This window comes from Pontibacter aydingkolensis (genome assembly GCF_019443125.1).
Lineage (GTDB): Bacteria > Bacteroidota > Bacteroidia > Cytophagales > Hymenobacteraceae > Pontibacter > Pontibacter aydingkolensis.
In genome coordinates this window covers 479,117-501,912 of sequence record NZ_JAHYXK010000001.1, presented here as the reverse complement: position 1 = coordinate 501,912, position 22,796 = coordinate 479,117, and the positions used below count along the sequence as shown (strand labels likewise).

Annotated in this window: 25 protein-coding genes; 3 read left to right on the top strand and 22 right to left on the bottom strand. The window is 44.5% G+C overall.

The window, feature by feature from the left end:
* Nucleotides 1-193: IS1 family transposase (locus tag K0O23_RS20460; protein WP_219875749.1), on the top strand; the 193-nt coding region annotated here is incomplete at its 5' end.
* Here K0O23_RS20460 and K0O23_RS02290 read toward each other — a convergent pair.
* The 3 genes from K0O23_RS02290 to K0O23_RS02280 form a co-directional block, all read right to left on the bottom strand.
* Nucleotides 150-494 (bottom strand): hypothetical protein, encoded by a 345-nt coding sequence (locus tag K0O23_RS02290; RefSeq protein ID WP_219875748.1) that lies wholly within the window; start codon nt 492-494, stop codon nt 150-152. The genes K0O23_RS20460 and K0O23_RS02290 overlap by 44 nt on opposite strands.
* Nucleotides 495-691: 197 nt before the next feature.
* The gene (locus K0O23_RS02285; RefSeq protein ID WP_246596875.1) at nt 692-1,186 is read right to left on the bottom strand and encodes a PaaI family thioesterase; all 495 of its coding nucleotides are present in this window, start codon (nt 1,184-1,186) and stop codon (nt 692-694) included.
* Between the two features lie 79 nt (nt 1,187-1,265).
* Complete coding sequence (locus tag K0O23_RS02280) at nt 1,266-1,727, bottom strand: Fur family transcriptional regulator (protein ID WP_219875747.1); 462 nt, start codon at nt 1,725-1,727, stop codon at nt 1,266-1,268.
* A 280-nt stretch (nt 1,728-2,007) separates the two neighbouring features.
* Here K0O23_RS02280 and K0O23_RS02275 point away from each other — a divergent pair, with 280 nt between their 5' ends.
* Both K0O23_RS02275 and K0O23_RS02270 read left to right on the top strand, forming a co-directional pair.
* Entirely contained in the window at nt 2,008-3,126 is a 1,119-nt protein-coding gene (locus tag K0O23_RS02275; RefSeq protein ID WP_219875746.1) for a T9SS type A sorting domain-containing protein, read from the top strand.
* Between the two features lie 298 nt (nt 3,127-3,424).
* A complete protein-coding gene (locus tag K0O23_RS02270; RefSeq protein ID WP_219875745.1) occupies nt 3,425-6,055 on the top strand; it encodes a T9SS type A sorting domain-containing protein in 2,631 nt (876 codons plus the stop codon).
* 222 nt (nt 6,056-6,277) lie between these two features.
* On the opposite strand, the gene K0O23_RS02265 is transcribed toward K0O23_RS02270, so the two are convergent.
* The 19 genes from K0O23_RS02265 to K0O23_RS02175 form a co-directional block, all read right to left on the bottom strand.
* Complete coding sequence (locus K0O23_RS02265; RefSeq protein WP_219875744.1) at nt 6,278-7,123, bottom strand: geranylgeranylglycerol-phosphate geranylgeranyltransferase; 846 nt, start codon at nt 7,121-7,123, stop codon at nt 6,278-6,280.
* Nucleotides 7,124-7,237: 114 nt separating this feature from the next.
* On the bottom strand, nt 7,238-7,432 hold the full coding sequence (locus K0O23_RS02260; RefSeq protein ID WP_187066824.1) for a cold-shock protein: 195 nt from the start codon (nt 7,430-7,432) through the stop codon (nt 7,238-7,240).
* A gap of 119 nt (nt 7,433-7,551) precedes the next feature.
* Nucleotides 7,552-8,049: a KdsC family phosphatase gene (locus K0O23_RS02255; RefSeq protein ID WP_219875743.1), complete on the bottom strand. Its 498-nt coding sequence runs from the start codon at nt 8,047-8,049 to the stop codon at nt 7,552-7,554.
* A gap of 89 nt (nt 8,050-8,138) precedes the next feature.
* On the bottom strand, nt 8,139-8,381 hold the full coding sequence (gene iscX, locus K0O23_RS02250) for a Fe-S cluster assembly protein IscX (RefSeq protein ID WP_219875742.1): 243 nt from the start codon (nt 8,379-8,381) through the stop codon (nt 8,139-8,141).
* A gap of 96 nt (nt 8,382-8,477) precedes the next feature.
* Nucleotides 8,478-8,807, bottom strand: coding sequence for a 2Fe-2S iron-sulfur cluster-binding protein (locus tag K0O23_RS02245; protein ID WP_219875741.1), 330 nt, complete (start codon nt 8,805-8,807; stop codon nt 8,478-8,480).
* Nucleotides 8,808-8,909: 102 nt separating this feature from the next.
* Nucleotides 8,910-9,704, bottom strand: a complete 795-nt coding sequence (locus K0O23_RS02240; RefSeq protein WP_219875740.1) for a Rossmann-like and DUF2520 domain-containing protein — start codon at nt 9,702-9,704, stop codon at nt 8,910-8,912.
* A 102-nt stretch (nt 9,705-9,806) separates the two neighbouring features.
* Complete coding sequence (ccsA, locus tag K0O23_RS02235) at nt 9,807-12,407, bottom strand: cytochrome c biogenesis protein CcsA (protein WP_219875739.1); 2,601 nt, start codon at nt 12,405-12,407, stop codon at nt 9,807-9,809.
* Between the two features lie 98 nt (nt 12,408-12,505).
* Complete coding sequence (locus tag K0O23_RS02230; RefSeq protein WP_219875738.1) at nt 12,506-12,931, bottom strand: cytochrome c maturation protein CcmE domain-containing protein; 426 nt, start codon at nt 12,929-12,931, stop codon at nt 12,506-12,508.
* A 114-nt stretch (nt 12,932-13,045) separates the two neighbouring features.
* Entirely contained in the window at nt 13,046-13,366 is a 321-nt protein-coding gene (locus K0O23_RS02225; RefSeq protein WP_219875737.1) for a hypothetical protein, read from the bottom strand.
* Between the two features lie 59 nt (nt 13,367-13,425).
* Nucleotides 13,426-13,692, bottom strand: coding sequence for a CcmD family protein (locus tag K0O23_RS02220; RefSeq protein ID WP_246596873.1), 267 nt, complete (start codon nt 13,690-13,692; stop codon nt 13,426-13,428).
* Entirely contained in the window at nt 13,679-14,344 is a 666-nt protein-coding gene (gene ccsA, locus K0O23_RS02215; RefSeq protein WP_219875736.1) for a cytochrome c biogenesis protein CcsA, read from the bottom strand. The genes K0O23_RS02220 and ccsA (K0O23_RS02215) overlap by 14 nt, the downstream gene beginning before the upstream one ends.
* Before the next feature lie 122 nt (nt 14,345-14,466).
* The gene (locus tag K0O23_RS02210; RefSeq protein WP_219875778.1) at nt 14,467-15,135 is read right to left on the bottom strand and encodes a heme exporter protein CcmB; all 669 of its coding nucleotides are present in this window, start codon (nt 15,133-15,135) and stop codon (nt 14,467-14,469) included.
* Nucleotides 15,136-15,537: 402 nt separating this feature from the next.
* Nucleotides 15,538-16,215: a phosphate signaling complex protein PhoU gene (phoU, locus tag K0O23_RS02205; RefSeq protein ID WP_219875735.1), complete on the bottom strand. Its 678-nt coding sequence runs from the start codon at nt 16,213-16,215 to the stop codon at nt 15,538-15,540.
* Nucleotides 16,216-16,281: 66 nt separating this feature from the next.
* The gene (pstB, locus tag K0O23_RS02200) at nt 16,282-17,046 is read right to left on the bottom strand and encodes a phosphate ABC transporter ATP-binding protein PstB (RefSeq protein WP_219875734.1); all 765 of its coding nucleotides are present in this window, start codon (nt 17,044-17,046) and stop codon (nt 16,282-16,284) included.
* A gap of 6 nt (nt 17,047-17,052) precedes the next feature.
* Nucleotides 17,053-17,910: a phosphate ABC transporter permease PstA gene (gene pstA, locus K0O23_RS02195; protein WP_219875733.1), complete on the bottom strand. Its 858-nt coding sequence runs from the start codon at nt 17,908-17,910 to the stop codon at nt 17,053-17,055.
* Nucleotides 17,903-18,778 (bottom strand): phosphate ABC transporter permease subunit PstC, encoded by an 876-nt coding sequence (gene pstC / locus K0O23_RS02190; RefSeq protein ID WP_219875732.1) that lies wholly within the window; start codon nt 18,776-18,778, stop codon nt 17,903-17,905. Before pstC ends, pstA begins: the two co-directional genes overlap by 8 nt.
* A gap of 67 nt (nt 18,779-18,845) precedes the next feature.
* Nucleotides 18,846-19,817, bottom strand: a complete 972-nt coding sequence (locus tag K0O23_RS02185; protein ID WP_219875731.1) for a PstS family phosphate ABC transporter substrate-binding protein — start codon at nt 19,815-19,817, stop codon at nt 18,846-18,848.
* A 195-nt stretch (nt 19,818-20,012) separates the two neighbouring features.
* Nucleotides 20,013-21,197, bottom strand: a complete 1,185-nt coding sequence (locus K0O23_RS02180) for a porin (protein ID WP_219875730.1) — start codon at nt 21,195-21,197, stop codon at nt 20,013-20,015.
* A 439-nt stretch (nt 21,198-21,636) separates the two neighbouring features.
* On the bottom strand, nt 21,637-22,758 hold the full coding sequence (locus tag K0O23_RS02175) for a hypothetical protein (protein WP_219875729.1): 1,122 nt from the start codon (nt 22,756-22,758) through the stop codon (nt 21,637-21,639).
* Between the last annotated feature and the right edge of the window lie 38 nt (nt 22,759-22,796).

Here is a 22,796-nt window from a genome sequence, read left to right as displayed (position 1 = left end):
CACAAAAGTTCTGCCGCCGGAAAGACATTTGGTGGGCAAAGCCTACACTAAAAACATAGAGGGCGTGAACCTGTGCCTGAGAACAAGAAACAGGAGAATAGTCAGGAAAACGGCCTGCTTCTCCAAAAAAGAGCAAAACCACTACGATGCTATGAAGCTAATATTCTATTACCGAAATCATCATACATTGTAGACCACAACCTAATTTTACCCTTTACGCTATTGTCTTCCGACGCATCAGTTATTTCCAGCTTCTGCTCCTTTAGCACCAAAGAACAATAGGTAGCACTTATAGGGGTATCTTCTCCTTTTTGCAGCTCCTGATCGTAGCTATCATACAGAACAATATTGCGCAGCGTGGCGCCGTCATACTTGTATATTCCTGTATAGCGGTGTGGCGTTCTGTTATTAAGAAACTTTAAAGCGGAATGCACTCCTGAACTCTCAAGAATTACTTTAAAATTTTCCAGTTCTTTTTTCAAGTGCTCAGGCATATTAAATATAGGGCAAATTGTGCTTGTATAAGGCAAGGCGTCAGATTAATTCTTTTGTGTTGCCTGTAACCATTTCGAGCACTGGCCAGTTAGGTTATAACAGGAATTCTGTCTTGTTTTGTGCTAAGTTATATTGATCACGTGCAATTTATATAGGAATTGACTGGAATAAAATTTATTCTTCTTTAATTTTTGTTTCAACGCTTCGCCTTCAGCGACCATGTAAATCTAAACTCGGCCACTTTATCTCCGGCTTCATCAGTGCCTATACTTGTGGCTACTACTGTTATGCCCTCACCGGTAGCTTTTGTACGCTCAACAGCCTCTTGTATTTTCTGGCCATCATGGCATGTAAAAGTAATTATACCCACAGCTTTTTTCGTGAAGTCGGCTTCCAGGTGTGTTACCAGCATTGATATCGCAGGACTTGCCTTGTATACCTGCATCATGCAAAGCACACCCGTAGATAGCTCGGCGGCCATGCTTAAGCACGCAAAGTAAATGGAGCTAAAAGGATTTTTATTGAGGTACTTATAAGGTATGGTAACAGAAGCTGCATCCGCGGAAAGAGAGGCTACGCGTAGACCGGCCAGGTAAGCCATAGGCAATTTCGCCAGCATAAAAAGCCGGAATCTGGCAGGAGAACTTACGAGCCTTTGGAAATCGGAAACAGTTGCAGTCTGGTCTATCATAGTTTGGCATAGTATACGTTATTAATGTATACTCTGGATTCAGTTCGGGAGGTAGCAGCAGGTTCTCCTTATATTTATTTTAATGCATAAGAGGCTCATGTCTGGATTCCACTTCCAGGCTTTGTGTATTACACAACTTGCAGATGCCCTGTACCGAGAACTGTACATCACTTACCAGGTAGCCATCTGGTAATACAACAGGCCCCAGGCGCACTTCGTCCAGGCAATAGGTTTGCCCACACTTACAACAGCTAAAATGGATGTGGTCGTGCTGGTGCTCTAAATGGCTACAGGCCTCCCGGCACAGTGCATACTTCATGACCCCGTTAAGGTCGGTAATGCTGTGCACCAGCCCCTGCTCTTTAAAAGCATATAAGGTACGGTAAAGCGTAACCCTATCGTAGTCGGTGCCCAACTGCTTCTCCAGATCGGCATGGGCAAGGGCATGGTTGTGCAGCATAAGTAATTCTAATACACTTACTCTGCAACTAGTTTTACGAAGTTTATACTTCAGTAACAAATCCTGTGCTTTTCTCTTCATTTCTTTGTGGTGCTGCATCATACAACCTTCAAATATAGTTTATCTGTTGTTACATATGCTAGCAAAGGCCTGCAAAGTTTGCATGAATTTCATGCAAACTTTGCAGGCTAAAGTATATGTTTAAAAAAATATATATTGATAATTAGAGTTTTGGATTCTTTTCGGATAAAAATCAAATCCTTTTTCAGGAAACACAGTATTGTACGGTATGTGCGGTAATGGCCGGAGTGCCGTTTGTATATACTATGCTAAAACTTTTATAAACTGAAATTTTATTCAAATGAGAACACCTTTACGTTTATGCATCGCTTTGTTACTGGCGGTTATTGTTCAAGGGTACAGCTTTGCCCAAACGATTTCTACCACACTTGGTACACTTACCGAGGTTAAAACAGGCAACACCCGAGACTTTACAGTAACCACCCAAGGCTCTGGACAGGGAGTAATAGGCAGGATTGATTTTGACCCCTACGTTGCCAACGATATCATTCTGCAATATCAGGCGCCTGGTACAACCCAATATGTAAATGTGCCGGTTAATGCTAATGGTGTGGCAGAATTCGGCCCTTTCACCCTTACACAGGAGAGTGTTGTTCATAACTTTAAAATACTGTTTAACAGAGGCGATACCTATGGTTATACTTTAGGCCTGTTCGACTCAGCAACTCCTACTGCTGCAGTAGGCTCTGCTGTTACAGGTTCGGTAACCGTAGCTACAACACAAGAGGCAACTATTGATGGAACACTGGACACTATTGACAATACCGAGCCCGGTGTAGAAACAGGCAAAGACTTCGTGTGGACCATTTTTGTTACATCCGGAGATCGGGTTGGAGAAAATGTGAATATCCAGATTAAGCTAGACGACCCTGCCCAGCGAAACAACTTTACACTAGAGTATGATGCCAATAGGGCTATCACAAATGGAGGCGAAATAAACATGCAACCGTTAACTTTTAATGAATTAGGGATTGCCACTATCGGGCCGGCAGCCGGTGAGGCATTGGTAGCCGGAGGCATTGAGCAGGTAATGAGAATTAACTTTACCCAGCCAGGTACTTACTCTTACAGGTTGCAACTGCGCAGAGATGACGGTAATATCCTGGCTTTCACAAATGAAACGATTACTGTAACTGGTGTGGCCGGTATAGACGATATGATTGGCGGCTCACGCATTAGCGTTTACCCAACCCTGGCAGACGGAGCTGTAAGGGTGGACTTGGGAGATGTGCGCAATGCAAGTATTTCTGTAACTGATATGCTGGGTCGTGTAGTTATGCAGCGGGACAATGCCAGCGGTGCAGTTAACCTGAACACGCGTAATTTGGCAAAGGGGACTTACTTTGTTAAAGTTATCAAAGGAAATGATGTGGCTGGAAGTCGCTTTATTGTAAGATAATAGCATTAATAATATAAATAGCAAAAAGGCCCGGGGAAGAACTCCGGGCCTTTTTGCTATGGCTGACCTGTGCTTTATTAAGAAGACTATGTGTTTGTGTGCCTTTTGTTATAAATGACAAAGGAATATGATAATAATTATTAATATATATCTTTATATTTAAATAAATACATGTTATATTTAAAGCTGAAACATACCATGCGCCTATGAAACAGACCAAACTTCCCAGACTGCCCATGGCAGTGTTCCTCCCTTTATTATTTATCGCTATTAATTTTTCACTTAACCAACTTTTTTGATGAAAACACATTTACGCTTTTTAATGATCGCGCTTGTGGCCATGATAGGGTCCATTAGCAATGCGTGGGCGCAGGCTACGATAGCCACCACACTTCCAGCCACCGTAAAGGCACACTCCGAGGTTACGTTTGATGTCAACGTTGCAAAAAATGACGCAACTGCTGAGAATGTTAAAGTCGTTTTGAAACTGACCGGTGATAATGCTGCTACTTTTGCAGCAAACACTGCGTTAAAAACTGCAGCCGGAACTGCTATTACTTTTGATGGCACTGAGGCTGTTTTAGGCATTTATCCACTTACAGACCGTACAGAGGAGTTTATTGTTAAATTTTCAGTAGTAGGCACAGTTGGCTATACTTTAGAACTGCGCGATGTAGCCTCAGGAGACCCTTTACCTGGTAGTGTAACCAGTACAGTAACTGTTAACTTCAACGAGCCAACACTTGATAGTACACTTGATAACTATACAGATATCAAAACCAATAAAGGTTACTTATTCCATCCAATCGTAACTGCCGGTGACAGAGCCGGAGAAATGGTTAACCTTACCCTGACATTTACAGATCCTGCACATGCACAAAACGTGAAGCTTTACCGCGCGACTAACGCCCAAGGTACGGGATTTGTAGAAGTAACTTTTGAGAATGGCGTTGCAACTGTTGGTCCTGAGGGTGGTTACCCATTGGCAGATGCAGGAGCTGTAGGAGAGAACCTGTACAAAATTGTTTTCTCTGAGGTAGGAGTATATAACTATACTTTTAAGTTAATGAGAACAGATGGTGTTGCCATTGCTACAAAATCAGAAACTGTAACCGTAGTTCGGGGTGCTACTATTGCTACTACCCTGCATAACAGAGCTGATGTAGTGGCTACTATTGCAGAAGATTTCAAAGCATCTGCCACTGCTGGCACATGGGCACCTACTACAATGGTACTTGGTAAGCTTACATTAACTAACCCAGCTCAGGTAGATGATATCAAATTAGAATACCTTGATACAGACAATACTTACAAAGAGATCATAATTGGCACTGATGGTGTTGTTACAATCGGTCCAGCGGGTGGAATGCCAATCAGCGACCTGAGCGGTCTTGACTTCAAAGCTACTTTTGCTGCTGCCGGTACTTATGGTTATACTTTAGAGTTGATCAAAATAGAAGGTAACGAAGTAATCGCTACTTCTAACGAAAGTGTAGTGGTTAGAGCCTTTGTTAATGCTACTATCGCATCTGACCTAAACAACAGAACAGGTGTTAAAACTACTGTGCCTCAAACTGCTAATGTAACGATAAATGCTAACGACAATGCTGGCACGGAAGTGCTTGCCAAGTTAACACTTGCCAACGCAGCTCAGAGAGAAAATGTAACACTTGAGTTACGTACTGGAGAAAATACTTACGAGGCTATTTCAATTAATGAGAACGGTGTGGCTTACTTTGGCCCGACAACCGGTTATCCACTTGCAGATGCAACTACTGCCATCAGAGTTACATTTGATGAAGCCGGGACTTATGCTTATACTTTAGCCCTGGTAACTGCAGGCACAACTGAAACTGTTGTTGCATCTTCAAACGAAAGCGTAACAGTGGCTGCCTTCCAGAATGCAAGCATAGCTACTACTTTGGATCAGAAAGCAAATGTTAAAACTACAAGAGCTGAAGAGTTTACTATTACTGCTACAGCCGGTGATATAGATCCTGCCACAATGGTGCTTGGTCGCCTTGCATTAACTACTCCAGCACAGGCAGATGACATTACACTAGAGTACTTCGACACTGATAATACTTACAAGCCAATTGCAATCGGCACTGACGGAGTAGTAACAATCGGCCCTGCTGGCGGAATGATGCTGAGCAACATTAATGGCCTGAAGTTAAGAGCTACGTTTGATGCAGCAGCTACATATGGCTACAAGGTAGAATTGGTAAGAGTTTCTGACAATACAGTATTAGCTACTTCTAACGAGAGCGTTGTTGTAAGTGCGTTTGTTGGTGCTACAGTTGCCACTACATTAAATGGCCAGGAAGTAGAGAAAGATGCTGCCAAAATGTTTACAGCTACAGCTACAGCAAACGATGTAAATCCTGCTACAATGGTGCGTGGTCGCTTAACACTGGCTGATGCTTCTAAAGCTGCAAACATTGTACTGGAGTACCTTAATGATCAGAGCGAGTACCAGACAATTGCATTCGAGAATGGTGTTGCCCTAATCGGACCTGCAACTGGAATGGCACTCAGCGACATCAATTCATTAGGTTTCAGAGCTACGTTTAACGCTGCCGGTACTTATGCTTATACTTTAGACCTGGTTAATGTTGATGGTGGTGCCGTAGTTGCGACAGCTTCTGAAAGCGTAGAGGTTAAGACTGCAACCAGCATCAAGAAAGGCTTCGAGAAAGGTGGCTTTGCTGTATATCCTACCTTAACAACTGGTGCTGTTAAAGTTGACCTGGTAAACGCCAGAAATGCTAACATCCAGGTTATTGATATGATGGGCCGTGCAGTAGTTGCTAAAAGCAACGTAAACGGTGTAGTTGAGCTTGACCTGAGCAAAGTTGCTAAGGGAACTTACGTTGTAAGGATCCAGGACGGCAACAACATCAACACACAGCGTGTGATAGTTCGTTAGTCTTACTCATACTTTTTAAAAGGGCCTGCCGGTTTTCCGGCAGGCCCTTTTTTTGTTTGTTATCTACCTGACTTCACGTATAAATCTATAAGGCTTTGCGCCCTCTGCCTAATTCTTAGCGTACTTTGCGGTAACTTGCACCTGGGAATACAAACCTGGTTCTAAGCTCACAAGGTCTACAAGTGAAATAAGTAAGATTGCAGTTTATTTATGCTTCTCTTGTTAGCCAACCAGCAGCATCGAAAGTATGCCAGTTAGCATAATCAGCTTGTTCAGGTTACTAAGGAAAGTAAAATCCCTTCTGCGGTCTGCGCGAATGAGCTTAAGCAGCAGCCATATACTTGGGGCAAGTACAAGTATAGCCATGTAAACATCGTGCAGGAGAGGGGTTCTGGAATGAAGTATAACCACTATAAGAAAAGCCTGGAAAATAGCGATAAGCGGGTACAATACCAGTTTTGTGTTTCTTAGTCCTGCAACGATGGGTAAAGTACGGCAATCGAAGGATGCATCGCCTTTTACGTCTTCCATGTCTTTGATTATTTCACGGATAAGCGAGATGATCAAGGCGAAAAGCGCGTACCCTATAGTAATGTTGTTCAAAGTATTGGCGTAAACGGCTACTACAAGCAACATAGACGCCGACAGAAGCGAGATTACCACATTGCCTATCAGCAGCATCTTTTTTAAGCGTGCAGAGTATCCCCATAATAGCAGCACCGCCCCCAGGTTAATTAAACCAACAGGCACAGACAGCCATAAACCTCCGGCTACCCCGATAAACGAAAGTATAAGGTGCGCGAACATGGCCCGCCTGCGCCGTATCTTGCGTCCAATCAACAACCTGCCCGGCTTATTAATAGCGTCTATCTTTACATCGTAATAATCGTTGATAATGTAGCCTGCCGCAGCAATTAGAACAGTAGACAAAGTTAAATAGAGGAAACCGGGCTCAAGGGCTTTGCTCCAATTAACTCCCTCGGCCAACAAGCAGGCTTGCGCAAGCGCCTGGCTTAGCACTATCAGTACCAGGTTAGGAAATCGTATAAGTCGGAGAATGGTTTTCACAGAGGTTATGCGTTGCAGCCGTAAAGTTAACGCCCTAACTAATAAAGACAAGCCATAAAAAAAGCCCTTGCATAAAACAAGGGCTTCTTCTGTAACGGTAGAGTATATGTATAACTATATTCTTTTCACGTTTACAGCGTTAATTCCTTTTTTACCCTCCTGTGTGTCAAACTCAACACGATCGTGCTGCTGGATCTGAACACCGTTTAGGCCTGTTACATGCACAAAGAAATCTTCGTTGGTCTCATCTTCCGTAATGAAACCGAAACCTTTTGATTCAATAAAGAACTTTACTTTTCCTGTTTTCATAAAAATGAATAAATAATTGTAATTAAATCTATGCGAAATGTAATGAATAGTTTTAATATATGCAATACTATATTAAGAGGAAATTTATATAAAATTGCAAAAAAGACATAGTATTATAATTACCAAGTGTCCTGTGCCTTCATTATGGTCTCAATTAGCTCCCGCACAGCACCTTTGCCGCCATTTTTGGTAGAAACAAAGGTTGATATTTCCTGAATATCATCAGCTGCATCGGCAGGACAGGCTCTTAAACCACACCGCTGCATCACTTCGTAATCAGGCATATCGTCGCCCATATACGCTACTGTTGCGGGGTGTATTCCTTGCGTATACAGGTAATCTTCCAGCACATCTGTTTTCTCATCTATGCCCAGGAAAATGTTCTCGATGTTTAACTGCTCCAGGCGTTTGCGTACACCGGGTTCGTTCTTGCCTGAAATGATAGCTACATTATAACCCTGGCTAATGGCGTGCTTTATGGCAAAACCGTCTTTAATATTAAAGGCGCGCACCTGCTCTCCGTCGGCAAAACAGTATAGCAGTCCGTCGGTTAAAACGCCGTCAACATCAAAAACAAAAGTATTAATGCGGGTGAGGTCTGTTTGGGTAATTGGCATAAGTATATAAAATAAAAAAGGTTCTTCTCGAGAAAGAACCTTTAAAAGTATATAATTTATACGATATATGCGAAATCGCTAGCCTGGAATTAGTCCTGGTTGTCGCGCCACTCATATACCCAGGCTGCCTGTATCTGCTCCAGGTGGCCTTCGTTGGCTTCTTCGCGCTTGCCTTCAAAGTTTGGCAGCGATAGTATCCACTCCAACAGCTCCGTAAAACGCACACGGTATATTTTTGACTCAGAGAAGTCGTCGCCGAACTTTTCGTAAAGCGCCATGGCGATGTCTTCGTAATCGTTCCAATGGATTGGCGGCTCGTAATTTTTATTCATCTTTTTAATAGTTTAATGGTTTGATGGCTGAATGGCTGAAATTGATTTTGTGAACTGTCCAGATGATTTAACAATTCAGGCATTCGGCAATATAGGCTAGTGCCCTAGGAAATCCTGCTCAGGTATGGTAACTACAATGTCTTCGTTGCCTTGTATTACGCATTGGCAGCCAAGCCTGGAGTTAATGCGCGGGTCCACGGCACGGTCAATGTAATCTTCTTCTTTATCAGAGATCTCAGGCAGGTCGTCCATGCCGGCTTCTATGTACACGTGGCAGGTGCTGCATCCGCAAACGCCGCCACAGTTGTGCTGCAGTTTTATGTCGTTGTTAAGCGCCACATCCAGAACCGACTCGCCCTCTACTGCCGGGTGTACCTCATCCGGCGTGCCATCTGAAAACTTAAAGGTTATATTTACTACTTTCATTAGTGCATCTCAATTTAAAGTGCAAAGGTACAAAGCCTGCCTTCCGAATCAAAGCATACAAGCTTGTTGGCCATTCTGTTTAACCTCTGCCATCGCAAAAAGTTATACTTTGGTAGCTTGTATGCTTTCTGTCAGTTTCTGGTAGATTTCTTTAAATAAAGGATGCTCCTGTAACATATGAAGGTGTGCCTGTATCACGTTGTTGTCGTGGCGGATGGCGGGGCCGGTTTGTACCAGGTAAGGATTTTGCTGCATGGCTTTGGCTACGGTCTCCTGTACTAAGGGATGTAAAAGCTCCGTTGGCAAATTGGCTTCCTGCAGCAGTTGTTGGCTAATTCCCAATAAATGATTCGTAAAGTTGCAAGCGAATACGGCGGCAAGGTGTATCTGGCGGCGTGCATCAGAATCTATTTCATGTACTTTACCGCTTATACTTTGAGCCAGGCATTCCAGTTGTTGCACTACACTTTCCTGAGTCGCTTCTAAAAGTATAGGCACCTTTTTCAGGTCCAGGTCTTTGGTTTTAGAGAAAGTTTGAAGCGGGTAAAATACAGCCGGCATTGCACCTTGTATATGCTGGAGTATAGCCAAAGGCTGCGAGCCGGAAGTATGGGCTACAGTGGTGCCAGGTTTTACCTTAAGCTCAGAGGTTATACTTTGTAAAGCGGCATCGGGTACGGCAATGAGTATAACGTCAACAGCAAGGCCAGTAAAGTCAGGGACAGAGACAGGCGCTGCATTAGGAAGTATACCCGCCAACTCTTCCCTGGATGCTGCGCTACGGCTATAAACTGCTACCACTGTATGGCCAGCTGCCGTAAATGCCTGCGCCAGGTGCCAGGCTACATTGCCAGCCCCAACAAAAGCTATGTTATACTTTTTTTCTGTGTTAGTCATACTTCAGCGCTAAGGCAACACCAAGTTAATGGCTATGGCCCTATAAAGCAAAAAGCCTTTACCATATCGGTAAAGGCTTTCTTATAATTTAAAAAGCTACAATTAAGCAGCCTGTACTTTTTTAGGTTCTTTCTGCTTTTTGGCTACTTTCGGAGTGCCGCCTTCCTGGTTGCGGCGCATAATGGCCATCACAAAACCAATCGACATTACAATGGTACCAATCCAAAGTATGTTTACAAATGGCTTCTCCATTGCTTTTAAGATAATGTAGTCTTTTTGCGTAGCGTTCACGCCAAATTTAAAGGTGCCTTTTGCGGGGTCTACGTTCATCAGTGTTAACCTCAAGCCTAAGTCACCGATCACTTCAGGGTAATAGCCAGCCATGCCGTCTTTGTAGATCAAAACAGGGTGGGCGTGGTAGGTCTTTCTTTCCCCGAATATTTTCAGGTCGGCCTGCACCGCTACATCACCTTCTTTCAGTGTAATGCCTGGTACGGTTTTAATAACTTCGGCACCGTTAAACTGGGCTACATAATCGTTTAGAATAATCGTGTCGCCAGCAGCCAGTTCATACTCTTTCAGGTCTCCCCAGTCTTTTTCCTCGTTAGGGTCTGGTACAGAAGAAACGTGCGTATAAAGGTCTTTGTCTGCAAAGTGCTTAATGTCAGGCGATGCTAGTAAGCCCATGTTAGGGTTAACCTGTGCGCGTGGGTAAAGCGTGAATGTCTTGTCGCCTTCGCGTTCTTTATACAGCACTTCATAGTACGTATTTTCCGGAGAGTGCATTTCTAAGGTGTCACCTGTCTCGAAGTATATTTTATCGCCTACTTTTATCTGGCCGCGTGCAATGGTTTTATACTCATCTGCAGTCGGGAAAAGCAACTCACGGTTTACATAGCCCGGTACGCCTTTAACTTCCTGGAACTGGCCATGGTAGCTAACAGTATACTTGTCCATCTCTACCGGGGCATTGCGCCATAGCAGTACGTTGTCACGGTTAATATCTTCCGGGAACTCACGTGAGTATACCATGCCCGAAGTATTTTGTGAGATGATGTTCGAATAACCCGAAGAGAAAAGTATCCCGAGCAGCATCAAGGCTATACCAATGTGGGCAACAGCACCTCCAGAAAGGGTAACTTTTTTATGCAGTAAGTTAAGTATGATGCTCATGTTAGCAAAAACGGCAAACAAAGAGGCAACCAGTAAGGTGATATAAACCGGGTTATCGATGGTCTCGTTGCCAATAACACCCAGTTTAGAAAGTACGATGATCAGGCTGGCGAACAGAAGCGTAAGCATGCCTGGCAGCATAATGGCATCTACAAAGCCACCTTTATCGCCCTTGCGCCACCACAGCAGCTGACCAATGCCTGTAAGTATAGCCACACCTACGCCTGCCCAAAGCTGGAACTTGGTATAGTGTGCAATCTGATCTGCTGGCAGTGCCGCATTGGACTCTATGCCGATAAAGCCCAGGAATGAGTTGTAAACCGGGATAGAAGTGGTAAACAATACCTGGAAAGCCGCAAGGCAAAGTACAATAGCCCCGATAAACACCCAGAACTCACCGCTGTAAGTAGATAGCTCTTTTTCAGAAGTTGGAATCTGTTTCCATTTATAAACCAGCAGCACAATGGCCAGAACAGCAAAAGCGCCTAAGTATGCAAACAACTGGCCCGACAGACCAAGGTCTGTGAACGAGTGAACAGATGCATTGCCCAATATACCACTACGTGTTAAGAAGGTAGCGTAAAGTATAAGTATGAACGAAGTAATTACAAGTATAAAAGAGGCTTTAAGGCCAGACTTGCCCCGGCGGTAAGCGATCATGGTATGGATAGCGCCTATAAGCACCAGCCAGGGAATGTAAACTGCATTCTCAACCGGGTCCCAGTTCCAATAACCACCGAAGTTAAGCGTTTCGTAAGCCCAGTAAGCACCCATCATAATACCGATACCTAAGGTTACCGCAGCAAAATGCGACCATGGCAGGGCAGGACGTATCCACTCAGCAAACTTGTCTTTCCATAGGCCGGCCATTGCAAAAGCAAATGGTACTAATGTAGCGGCAAAGCCCAGAAACAGCGTTGGCGGGTGAATTACCATCCAGTAGTTTTGTAACAGCGGGTTAAGGCCGGTACCATCCTGCGGTACAAAATTCGGATCCATGGCAAACACCGGCGCATCTGTCATGAAATCGCGCATAAGTATAAAAGGAGAGGAACCGATCTTCAGATCGCCGATCACCACGCCCAATATCATAGAGGTAAGGAAAAGCTGCACAAAAGAGAAGATGCCCATTACAGGCGCTTCCCATACTTTATTTTTCTTGCTACTGTTAATTAATACAAAACCCAGCAACACATGCCAGAATATCCACAGTAGGAAAGAACCCTCCTGACCTTCCCAGAAACAGGAGATCATATAGTATACCGGCAAATGGTTAGAAGAGTGGCTCCAGGCGTAATAGTACTCGTAGCGGTGCTCGTAAATAATGTTGAACAGCGCAAAGATCACCATGAAAACGGCAGCACCATGTACATAAAAAGCACCACGAGCCAGTTTGCGCCAGCTGGTATCGCCGGCAGCTTCTACTTTGGCGCGGGAAGCCATAAAATAAGCGTAAGAGGATACGATGGCCGCTACAAAAGCAACAATCACACTCGCATGGCCAATATCCCCGATCAGCGTGTTAATCATCTTGATGAGTTAAAGATTTAAAATTTAGAAAGTTAGAGAGTTAAGAGGCTAAAGAGTTATACTTTCTAACTCCCAGCTCTCTGACTCCTAAACTTGATTTACAGGCTTGCTGTGTTTGTCTGCACTTCGTTTTCGGTATACTTAGACGGGCACTTAAGCAGGATCTTGTCGGCCACAAATACATTGTTTTGTATGTTGCCAGTAATCACTACCTGCTCTGAGCGTTCAAAGTCTTGTGGTTTGGGATTAAAATACACTACCTTTTGTTCGTGACGGTTTGTATCTACCAGCATAAAGGTAAAGTAATTCGGGTCAACAAGCGGGTCGTAGTTCATGCCTACGATGTGGCCCTGCGGGTCTTTTTTAAGGCGGCCTACCACATGCACTTTGGTCATGTCTCCGTCATCAGCGCGCTCTATGGCCTCGCCAAAAGAAACGTAGGTGCTGGCATCGCCAACCGACGACATGATGATAACAATCGCTACTGCGATCACTAAAATCCCGATGATGTGTGTCTTTTTCATCTATGTAAAAACTGTGTATTTTGCTTTTCTTGTAGCCTAACACACAACAGAAAAATATAAATCCATTGTGGAAGGCTTATTTTATACTTGCTTTGTACACACCATCGGCTCTGGTTAATGGCTACCGTTACCGGTAAGTGCCTTGCCTGCCAATGTGCTTAAAATGCTCTCTTTCTTCTTCTCGTCCAGCTTTAGGTAAAGCGCATCAGAGTCTAAAATTTTGTAAGCGCGCAGGTGGCGTTGCGAGATAAACCAGATCTCGTTGTGCGTATTGCTAAGTATAAAATAACACTCCGATGTTTCGCTGGCGCTATGCAGGCCCAGTACTTTATAAGTATAAGCCGGGTCGAAACGCCCATCGTTGATCGGGTGCGGTTTTACGTTGTCTAATGGCTGGAGAGTAACGTACAGTTTCGGATTTAAATAAATGCTCATTCGGGGAAATTTTTTAAGGTGAATGAGTTTTTTACGTAAACCTGGGTACCTCCGGCTGTTTAGTCGCGCATTTGTTTTTCAAGTCTCGTTACCTTACGGTCTAAGGTAACCAGGTAAGCGATCATGCCGGCCAAAATGGTCACTAATACGATTACTACCACATAAATTTTCCCATCCTGGCGCAAGGTGTCAGCCATTTCAACTTCCTGTTGCGGTGCCGATGAGAACTCAACTTCTCTTTGTTCAGGCTGGGCCTGCACTTGTTGTATACCTGCTGCGGCAAAAAGTATGAAGCACCATACAGCCAGTATTCTAAACAGTTTCATATAAGCGTTGTCTGATTAATTCTAGTCTTGATTTTACATTAATGATCCAGATGCCCAGTAGCGTCCAGCCAAGCACGGCGGGGTAAAATATCATGCGCAGGCGGCTGTCCAGATCGTATGCATTAAAGCCGGGGTTGCCGCCATTGCCAGGGTGCAGCGAGTCGGTTAACCTCGGAAGTATAAATAAAAGCGGGATAAGCGCGGCAAAGGCAAAAATGTTGTACACGGCACTGATACGGGCACGCTGTTGCTGCTCGTTAAAAGAGCTGCGCAGCACCAGGTAAGCAAAATATATCAGCAGGCCGATAGCCGACGCATTCTGTTTAGGATCGTTGCTCCAGTACTCGCCCCAGGTAAACCTGGCCCACTCCATGCCTGTAATAATACCCAGCACACCGAAAAGTATACCAACTTTGGCCGCCTCGTAGGCAATGATATCATTTTTGATAGTTGGATTGCGGAGGTATTTGATAGAGTAGATAACCGATACCAGCAGAATCAGGATCATGCCAAACCACATAGGCACGTGAAAGTACAGGTTACGGATGGTCTCGTTAAGAATAGCCAATCGCGGAACATCAGATAACATACCGGCCACTACTGTAAAAACTAACAGTACGACAGCCAATATTTTCCACCAGTTTTTTTTCATTTTTACTTAAAAATCTAAAGCTTTTTGCATTTCTCCCAGACTATCAACACTTTCCGCGCGATTTTGTCTCCACCAACACATCAAAAAAAAGCCTTTTTATACTTCATTAAAGCATTTTTGCCTTACGAACGCCAAAGGTACGGGAATAAGATGTAAGAAACGGTGACAACAATCATGTTTATGGCAAGTAATGTAAGCAGTTCGTCGAAGCTGGTGCTACGGTCTAACCCGTCAATCGCGTTTTTAGACATCTTTATCAGCATCAGTAGCATAGGCACTATAACTGGGAAGCTAAGCACAGCCATTAGTGTACTGCTGTTTGCTGCCTTACTGGCAATACCCGAAATCATGGTAAGGGAAGTAGAGAACCCGATAGCGCCTAAAAGTATAGATAGCAGGAACATAGGCACATCCTGAACCGGATTGCCCAGCACAAAGGCATAAAACACAAAGCAGATCACAGCAAGTATGAGCATTAGCAGCGCGTTATATACTATCTTGGCAAGTATAACCCCCTGCGGACTCACAATGGAGTAGAAGTATAAAAGCCGCCCTCTGTTTTCCTGCATAAAGCTTTTGGCAATGGCATTAACAGAGGTAAACAGAAGTATGATCCAGAGCACTGCGTTCCAAACGGGTACAGTAAGTACATTGGAGCGCAGGCCAAAGCTGAGGTAGCACACAAATACTGTGCTGCTGACGTAGAGTAGCATGCCGTTAAAAGCATACTTCTGCCGCCACTCCAGCACCAGGTCCTTCTGTATCAGGTATAAAACTTCTTTAAACAGCATCTCAGCCCAAATTTGCTGCAAAGGTACGGCACAAATCGCTGAATTGCTAAAGTGTTGGATTGGTGGTTGGATTGTTGAAGAAGAAGAGAGGTTGTAGGGAATGGCCGCGACCTGTCCGCATGATGGCTGCAGCCGCCCTCTTTGTCATCTTGTAAAGATCTTGGTGGAAGGGAGGTTAAGCAGATGCTATTAGGCATAGATTCAGCATATATAAGCATATCCCTGCATGCCCTTCAAAGGGTTGCTTTTTGCTACTACTTTAGCCGGAGCATGTGCTCCATTGCCAAAGCCATTCCTCGGACAGGTCGCGACCTGTCCCTACAAATAAGAAAAAGCATGAACCGCCACGATCCATGCTTTTCTGGTTATACTTTGCTGAATCAACAATCCAGCAATCAACAATTAATCCTTCTTCTTTTTCTTGTCTTGTTTGTGCTTTACTACTTTGGCCTCACGGTAGAAAATAACCTCTTCTGCAATGTTGGTGACCTGATCGCCAACACGCTCCAGCTTTTTGATTATAGACAGTAATGCCAGGGCCTCAGAAATTCTGTCGGGGTTCTGTTGCATAAACTTGGTAGCCACGGCATCGGATTTCCGATAGATCTTATTAAGCGTTTTGTCGCGTTTGATAACAGCTTTGGCCAGCTTAGGATCGTTAGAGATAAAAGCCACGCGGCACTCAGCAAACATGGCCAGAGCCTCGTCATACATAGGTATTGCCTGTGTTAACTCTAGCAGGTCGGAGTGTACCGGAGTCTCAAATTTCTGCGCGAAGCGTGCAATACCCTCTGCCGTATCGCCGATGCGCTCCAGGTTAGCGTTGATCTTAAGTACGGCCAATACCATGCGCAGGTCTACGGCAACTGGTGTAAACAGGGCAAAGAAGTTCTCGCACATGCGGTCTATCTTCACATCGAACTGGTTAACCTTTTTGTCACGCTTCACGATCTGCTTTGCCAGTTCCTGGTCTGCTGTAAGCATGGCTTCGCGGCCACTTTGCAGTTGGTATTCTACCAAATCCCACATCTCCAGGAGTTTGGTTTTGAGGCGTTCTAACTCTACGTCTATATGCGGCATTTTATCTTTTAATTAGTGGGTGAGAATTTACAAGGGAACAAGTAAAATAAACACTAAACGCTCAGATCAACCAAAGCGGCCTGTAATGTAATTCTGGGTGCGTTCGTCTTTAGGGCTCGTAAACATGGTTTTGGTTTTGTTAAACTCTACCAGCTCACCCATATAGAAAAAGGCAGTATAATCACTTACTCTACCAGCCTGCTGCATGTTGTGCGTTACAATTACAATTGTATAATCGTTCTTCAGCTCATAGATCAGCTCTTCAATTTTGGCGGTAGAGATCGGATCCAGGGCAGAGGCAGGTTCATCCATTAATATAACAGATGGCGAAATGGCAAGTGCCCGCGCAATACAAAGCCTTTGCTGTTGACCACCCGATAAGGCTAAGGCCGATTTGTTCAGGTTGTCTTTTACCTCATCCCACAGGGCGGCATCACGCAAAGAGCGTTCTGCGGTTTCTTCCAGTACGGCTTTATTTTTAATGCCTTGTATCCGGAGGCCGTACACTACGTTCTCAAATATGGTTTTCGGGAAGGGGTTTGGTTTCTGAAACACCATGCCCACCTGCTTGCGAAGCTCGTCTACCCGTACATCTTTCTGGTAAATATCATTGCCATCCAGCAGTATATTGCCTTCTACCTTAAAGCCGTCGATGTAATCATTCATGCGGTTAAACAGGCGCAGAAACGTAGACTTACCGCAGCCGGAGGGGCCGATAAAAGCAGTCACGTTTTTTTCTTCCATGGCAATGTTAATGTTCTTCAGGGCATGGAAGTCGCCGTAATAGGCGTTCAGGTCCCGGGCTTCGAGCTTTGGTTGTTTTTTACTCATGGTGTTTTACCACTTTATTTTTTTCTGCTGACGGTTACGCAAGTATACGGCAATTCCGTTTAGCATAAAGGTGATGATCAAAAGTATGATAATGGCAGCAGCGGCATTTGTCAAAAACGCTTCCTGTGGCCTGGATGTCCAGTTAAATATCTGGATAGGCAATACGGTAAACTCATCCAGCGGCGACGACGGCGTAAATGGCACATAAGCCAATGCCCCGATAACAATAAGCGGAGCTGCCTCGCCCACAGCTCTGGATAGTGCCAGGATAATACCTGTAAGTATGCCGCCAAAGGAGGCCGGTAAAACCTGGTGCCACACTGTCTGCCATTTAGAGGCACCCAGTGCAAAAGAACCGTCGCGAATGCTGCGCGGCACTGCTTTTATGGCCTCGCGGGTGGTAACGATGATGATCGGAAGTATAAGCAATGACAATGTAAGCGCACCTGCCAGCAAACTGCTGCCCAATCGCATCTGGCGCACAAATATCTCCAGGCCAAGCAAACCATAAATAATAGAGGGCACCCCGGCCAGGTTAGAAATGTTTATCTCCAGAAAATTAGCCAGTTTTGTTTTTTTAGCATACTCCTCCAAGTAAACACCAGCTGAAACTCCCAGCGGAAACGCAATGATGGTTGTAAGCAGCAGTATCCAGATAGTGCCCACCCAGGCGGTGAGTATACCTGCGCGGCTGGCCCTGCGAGATGGCAGGCTTACCAGGAAGTCCCAGTCTATTCGTTTGGCTCCTTCAAGTATAATATCGAACAAAAAGATGCCAAGCACTACTAACCCGATAAAGGTGCAGAAGATGCCGAAGACCTGGAAGGCCTTATCCTTGAGTCTGTTTTTTTCAGAGTTAGTCATACTTTTCCTGGTATTTCTTTTTGATCCAGAAGCTCAGGTTGTTCAGCACAAACGTGAAAATGAAGAGCGTGATACCTGCTGCAAAAATGGTTTTATACTCCAGCGAGCCCTGCGGTACGTCTCCTAAGCTAACCTGTACAATATAAGTGGTAATGGTTTCGATGGGCACCAACGGGTTTAGTGTTAGGCGCGGCTGCTGACCAGCGGCAATGGCTACGATCATAGTTTCGCCCACTGCCCTGGAGATGGCAAGTATAACCGATACCACAATACCCGATGAGGCAGCAGGAACCATTACCCCAAAAGAAGTCTGTAGTCTTGTTGATCCCATACCATAAGCTGCTTCGCGCAAAGAACGTGGCACAGCGCTGATAGCATCCTCACTCAAAGAAGAAATCATCGGAATGATCATGATGCCCATCACGATACCAGCTGATAACGCGTTGAAACCAGCAAGGCCAGGTATAAACTGCTGTAGAAACGGCGTTACCACAGTTAAGGCAAAAAAACCATAAACTACCGTTGGGATAGTTGCCAAAACCTCCAGCATCGGTTTTACAACCTGCTTCAAGCGGGCATGGGCGTACTCGTTCAGGTAGATAGCAATGGTTAAGCCAATGGGCAAAGCTACGGCAATGGCCACAGCTGTGGTAAGCAGGGTGCCGGCAACAAGCGGCATTATTCCGAATTTCTTATCGGCAAAAAGTGGGGTCCATTCTTTCTCTGTCAGGAATTCGATGATAGACACCTCACTGAAAAAGCTGATTGACTCTGAGAGCAGAACCCAGATAATGCCAACGGTGATTAGTATTGTGATTACGGCTGATAACCACAACAAGCCCTCGATTATTTTCTCGGATGCTCTCAAGGTGCTGTTATTTTAGAGGCTGCAGCTTTACCAGGTATGGCAATACTGCAGCCTTTTTTGTTAAAATCTATTTCTTTAAGCCCTCTGCAAACTGATTGAACTTTTCCTTCTGCGCTTTATACCTGTCGGCTGGCAGCGGAATGTATCCTACCTCTTCGCTAAGTTCAGGGGCATTATCGAGGTAAAAATTAACAAACTCCACTACTTCCGGGCGGGCGGCAGCCTTAGAGTTTACATAAATGTAAAGCGGGCGCGAAAGCGGTGCGTAAGTTCCGTCTTTTACTGTTTCAAGAGATGGCAGAATAGCGCCCTGTCCGTTATCTACAGGCACGGCTTTTAATTTGCTCTGGTTCTCATCATAGTACGCATAACCAAAAAAACCAAGTGCAAGCGGGTCTGTTGATACGCCTTGTACCAGCACGTTGTCGTCTTCGCTGGCAGTATAGTCGCCGCGGCTGGAGTGGCTTTTACCTACAATGGCCTCTGTAAAGTAGTCGTAAGTGCCAGACTCTACACCTGCTCCGTACAAGTGAATTTCTCTGTCAGGCCATTCCGGACGGATCTGGTTCCAGCGTTTGATAGTGCCTTGTGCCTCTGGTTCCCAGATCTTTTTCAGCTCGGCCACGGTAATGTCTTTTACCCAGTCGTTTTCAGGGTGTACTACTACGGTCAGACCGTCGAAGGCAACCTCAAGCTCTACATACTCAATGTTGTTGGCTTTAGCCTGCTCTGCCTCCGACTGGCTCATTTGGCGCGACGCGTTTACCATGTCAATGTCGCCGCGGGTAAATTTCTTCATGCCGCCGCCAGTGCCAGATACGCCTACAGTTACTTTTACATCCGGCGCCTCAGCACGGAATTCTTCTGCCACAGCCTCTGTAACAGGGTAAACCGTAGATGAGCCGTCTATCTGAACTGTGCCAGCCACTTCTCCGTTGGCTCCTTCCTCATTATTCCCGCCACAGGCACTGAACATAAGTGTTGCGCCAAGTAGAACCGTGGCATTGAATTTTACACTTGAAAGCTTAAAGTTTAACATAAGCCAGAGTTGGTTTGGTTATAGGTTGTTTTTAAAATATAATTTATACTTCCTGTTGGTATACTGAAATGGTTCTCAGCTAGTTGTATTTAAAGTGTTTGACGCTCTTCACTTGCCTGTTTCGGACTGCAAAGAGAGAGAGAACCTATCATAATAAGAAGCCTGCAATGTTAAGTTATTGTTAAGCTTTAAGGCTTACAGGGCCACCTCCACTTGCACTCTGAACAGGTACGTGTTCTCTGTTCCTGGCGTGTCTTGTAGCGTTACATCACTTTGTACCTTTAAGCTATGGCCCACAATGTACTTAGTTAAGCCCAGCGTATACTGCTTTTGTGGGCGTAAGTTAGTGACCTTCTCAGGATTATAAGTTGTGTAACGGCCTGCGATCTCCCAGTTGCTTGGGAAAAGATAACCAGCCTGAATATTAAAAGCATTTCCGGTTACAAATGTCTCCTCAACCTGTCCTTCATTGCTTGTTAAGACCACTGGTCCGGCAGGTGCTGTTTTGCTGACATATTCTGCCATAGAAGAGAAGCCCCTGTATTTAAACATATAGTCTACAAACAGGGTACGCAGGTCGCGCTCATCAACTAAGAAGTCACCTAGCTGACCACCTTCCCTAGAGGCATTGTCGTTAAAGTTGTAGGCAGCTGCAATAGCAAGTTTCGGAGTTTCTTCGCGGTAAATGTCGCTGCCTACGTAAGCGCCGCCTCCCTCAAACTCACCTAAAGGCATTACTTCAACTTTGGCAGTGTAATCGTAGCCTCCTGCGTTGTCAACTGTAATGTTGCGACCTTCACCCATAGAGATGGAACCAGATTCACGAACAACAGCAGTACCTATCGTATGAGTGTGGTGTAGTTGCAGTCCAGTGTCGCGGTCAATATTAAAGCGGGAGTTAAGCAAGCTTCGGTCTACGAACTGCGTTTTCTGAGATGAGATGATGCGCTCTCGGTTACCTGGCAGCTTTGTCTGGCCCACCCACAACTCCCAGCCTGGTGCAAAGTTCCACATAGCTACCGCGTCTAGTACAATATTGTCTGCGTTGTTGAATCTGGCAGGGTCGTCGTTGCCTATATCGCTGTTGCTCAGGCCTAATTCTATTTTATACTCAAGTTTAGGAGTGTAGGCAAAACCTTCGAATTCAAGACGTGCTCTGCGGATCAAGAAACGGTCGTCTAACTGCTCTGCAGAATTGTTGATAGCGCCCTGATAGAGCATCTGAAATCGCGTGCTGAACTTCAGGCTAAAAGAAGAGTCGGCGCCAATGAACTGTAGGCCTTCACCAAGTTTTGATTTGTTGATACTTTGTGAATTGGCAATGTTAAAAGAAGCAAAGTATACAAAGAACGCAAGTAGAGCGCTTAATTTCTTGAACAACACGTCCTTTTAATTTAGTGTGAGAAATAAATTAAACCTGTTACGGTTATAAAGTATAATCGATAGTCTAAGTTACTTATACTTCAATCTTTAGAGCCAGAGCAGTTAGTGAGGCTGCTGTTGCTTTAGCTCTTAAATTTTGGAGCAAAATAACAGTATTAGTTTTACTTTTACTTGTGTATTTTCTCAATGTTGAGCTAATATTAACAAATTGGGTTTGGTATAGATTTTTTTGTTGTTGCGCAACAAACAAGCAGTCAATTTATAAGGTGTGAGGCGGGTTGTATTACATGAATGTGCAGAGTGAAGTATAAATTTTTTCTCAGAATTTAAAAGCTTTCCGGCACTTGAGGCGGAAAGCTTTTAAATTCTGAGAAAAAAATAGAGCTGTCACAAATATGCACTTGTGACAGCCCTACCTGTATTTAAAAAGATATAATTAGAAGTTGTAACCAGTCCAGCTAAATACTGTTGTATTAGCGCCTGTATTAGCATCTTTAACTGTTACAGTAGCATTATCTGGGTTCTTTACACCTGCAGTTGACGTACCGTTGTATTTATAGTCGATTACACTTGTTGAGTTTCCATTGCCCTTGCCGTCTGTTAAGTCGATTAGATCTTTAATAGAGTTGCCTTTGATAAGGAGGTTGGCAATATTAGCTTTAGCACCTCTGCGCACTTTTACAGCATCATGCATTTCAAAAGCTGACTCGTTAACAATTGTAATGTTCTTTAACGTAAAGTTAGATTGGTTAACATCGCCTGGGGTATTACCATCCAAGTTGCCGTCAAGCTCAGCGCCTCGAGGGTCACCTTCCGTACTAGTATAACCACTCTTCCAAACACCATAAGCGTTGTCTAATGTGCCAGTCCAGCCTTGTGTAACATCAAACATATCGTCGTCAGAATCTACTACCATCAAGTTCTTAACATTTACGGAGCCACCAAACCATTCTACAGCGTCGTCAGATGCATATGGGATATAAATGTTTTCAATTTTTGTACCACTTCCTACACCATTTAGGGTTAAGCCGTTGTGCTCAATGTCGGCTGAGGATTTTGCTCCGGTATATTCTAAGATAAGGTATTCCAGAACACCCGAGTTGTCGTTGTTGTTGTCGCCGCCATAAATCATAGCAGGGTTAACTTCTGCAGTACCAGTAGAAACTACGCCACTTGGACCGGAGATTTTTGCTCTACCGTTAATAATCAAACCACCCCAGTCGCCCTGATTAGGAGTAGCTGCTCCAGATGTGATTCTTACAGGCTTATCAGCTGTACCGTTTGCAAAGATCTGACCACCTTGCTTAACAAGGATGTACTTGTCGAAACCTTTCTCAGCTTTGATAACTGTACCAGCAGGTATGCGGAGTTTTCCACCTTCAGCCACAACCAAAGTTCCTGTTAGTTTGTATTCCGTTTTCGGATCAAGTGTAACATCGGTAGTGATATCACCACTCAGTTCACTATTCACAGTTGGAGCTGGCGTTGTTGTAGAGTCATCATCGCAAGAGAATAATCCCAAGGGAAGAAGCAATAGATAAAGGAATGTCTTTTTCATTTTTTTTAAATTTGTTATGCGAATTTAGAATTGGAAGA